Origin of the sequence: Caballeronia sp., from assembly GCF_049581465.1 — a bacterium.
GTDB lineage: Bacteria > Pseudomonadota > Gammaproteobacteria > Burkholderiales > Burkholderiaceae > Caballeronia.
The window spans coordinates 1-1958 of sequence record NZ_JBAUSA010000195.1 but is presented as its reverse complement, the minus strand read 5'-3'; the positions used below and the strand labels follow the sequence as shown (position 1 = coordinate 1958).

The following is a 1958-nucleotide window of genomic DNA, read 5'->3' as shown; positions in this document are numbered from 1 at the left end:
GTCGGCTTTCTCGCCCATGGCGATCGAAACGCTCGTGAATAACTTCACGATGTTTCGAGAGCCGGGCCAGATGTTCATGGCATTCCTGATTCCTGGGCTCGACGGCGCTTTGGAGCCAGGCAGGCGGCGTATCAATTGGCTTTGGTACCGTAACGAACCGGATTCCGCCGCCATGCGCCGGCACCTGACGGATACGCACGGCCACCTGCACCACGCATCCGTGAGCCCCGGTCACCTGTCCCCCGAGTCCATAGAAGAGTTGTCCGAACTAGCCGCCGGTTGTCTTCCCGAGGTTTTCCAGCAACTTGTCCGGGAGACGCGAGCGCCCTTCTTCCAGTCGATATTCGATGCATTAAGCCCTGGTTTCGCTGTCGGCCGCATCGCATTGGTCGGCGATGCCGCCTGTACGGTGAGGCCTCACACGGGGTCCGGAACGTCCAAAGCCGCCGACGACGCCGTTTCGCTAGCGGAGGCTTTTGCTGACGATGCGAACGCGGACATCAGTAAAACGCTCGAGTCGTGGGCCTCGAAGCGACGCAGCGCACTAGCGCATTTGCTCAAGAGGGGTCCGGAATTGGCAGCGTCGTTCGGATTGGGAACACTCGACGAGTGAACCGGAAGAAGAACATCTCCCAGACGGCGGGGCCGCCATACCGCGGACGCTTTGCGCCCTAATTTTCATACCGTTTCCTAGGGTAAATACCGGTCTAAATCTGCTTGGTTTAGACCAATTTCTTGACCTACAATTTATCAACCGATCAGTAATCGATCGATAAATTACTGGAGCAATCATGCCGATATCCAAGCTTGCGCATTATTCCATCCGCACGACCGACCTGGAGAAGTCTTGCGCGTTCTATGAACGGGTTCTTGGGTTCACCCAAGGCTATCGCCCACCGTTCGATTTTCCCGGCGCCTGGCTATACAAAGGCGGCGACGAGAGCGAATTTGGCACGGTGCACATTATCGGCATCGATCCGGATAACCCGGAAGGACTCAAGGCCTACCTGGGCGACAAGGAGCCCGCGCTGACAGGCACGGGGACGGTCGATCACATCGCATTCCTTGCGACGGGCGTCGCGGCCATGTGGGAAACGCTGAAAGACGAAGGGGTTCCCTGGCGCGACCGAACGGTGCCCAGCCTTGGTCTGCACCAGATCTTCATTGAGGATCCGTCCGGCGTCACCATCGAATTGAACTACCCCGCGTTTGAAGTTGCGCACCTGAACGTCCCGCAAGCCTCCGCGACGCAAGAATCAGCAAAGGTAGGAGACTAATCGTGATAACTCTTCCATTTCGTCCCAAGGCAATCATAGTCGGTGGCTCGATGGGCGGCCTGTTCGCCGCGAACCTGCTCAGCCGCAACGGTTGGGAAGTCGACGTATTCGAACGCGTTCCAGAGGAGTTGGCTGGCCGGGGCGCGGGTATCGTTACGCACCCTGAGTTGTTTGAGGCCCTGACGGCGGCGGGCGTTGAAGTCGATGAATCGATCGGCGTCAAGGTGCAATCGCGCGTGACCTTCGCACAAGATGGCCAGGTGCTGTCAGAGCGCGCATTTCCGCAGACGTTGACCGCGTGGGGAAAGATGTACCACGTGCTGCGCTCGGCCTTTCCCGACTCGCATTATCACTCCGGGGGTTCGGTGGTCGGCGTCGAAAGCAACGCCGACCACGCGGTCATCAAGTTGAGCGACGGAACCGTTCGTCGTGCAGATCTCGTTATTGCCGCTGACGGCTTCAAGTCGGCGGTACGCGAACAGTTCCTCCCGCAAGTCGGCCTGCAGTACGCGGGATACGTGGCATGGCGTGGTCTTGTCGACGAAACATCGCTCTCCGAAACAACCCGTAACGCCCTTTTCGACAAATTTGCGTTCTGCTTGCCGCCGCACGAGCAGATCCTGGGCTATCCCGTAGCGGGTCACGGCAACAGCACAAAACCGGGGGAGTGCCGCTATAACT

3 protein-coding genes are annotated in these 1958 nt (G+C 58.8%); all 3 read left to right on the top strand.

Annotation, left to right across the window (positions count from 1 at the left end; translation table 11 throughout):
* Nucleotides 1–613: FAD-dependent monooxygenase (locus WCA53_RS04875; protein WP_423906216.1), on the top strand; the 613-nt coding region annotated here is incomplete at its 5' end.
* Between the two features lie 178 nt (nucleotides 614–791).
* On the top strand, nucleotides 792–1277 hold the full coding sequence (locus tag WCA53_RS04870; RefSeq protein ID WP_423906213.1) for a VOC family protein: 486 nt from the start codon (nucleotides 792–794) through the stop codon (nucleotides 1275–1277).
* A 50-nt stretch (nucleotides 1278–1327) separates the two neighbouring features.
* The coding region (locus WCA53_RS04865) for an FAD-dependent monooxygenase (RefSeq protein WP_423906219.1) at nucleotides 1328–1958 on the top strand (631 nt) is incomplete at its 3' end.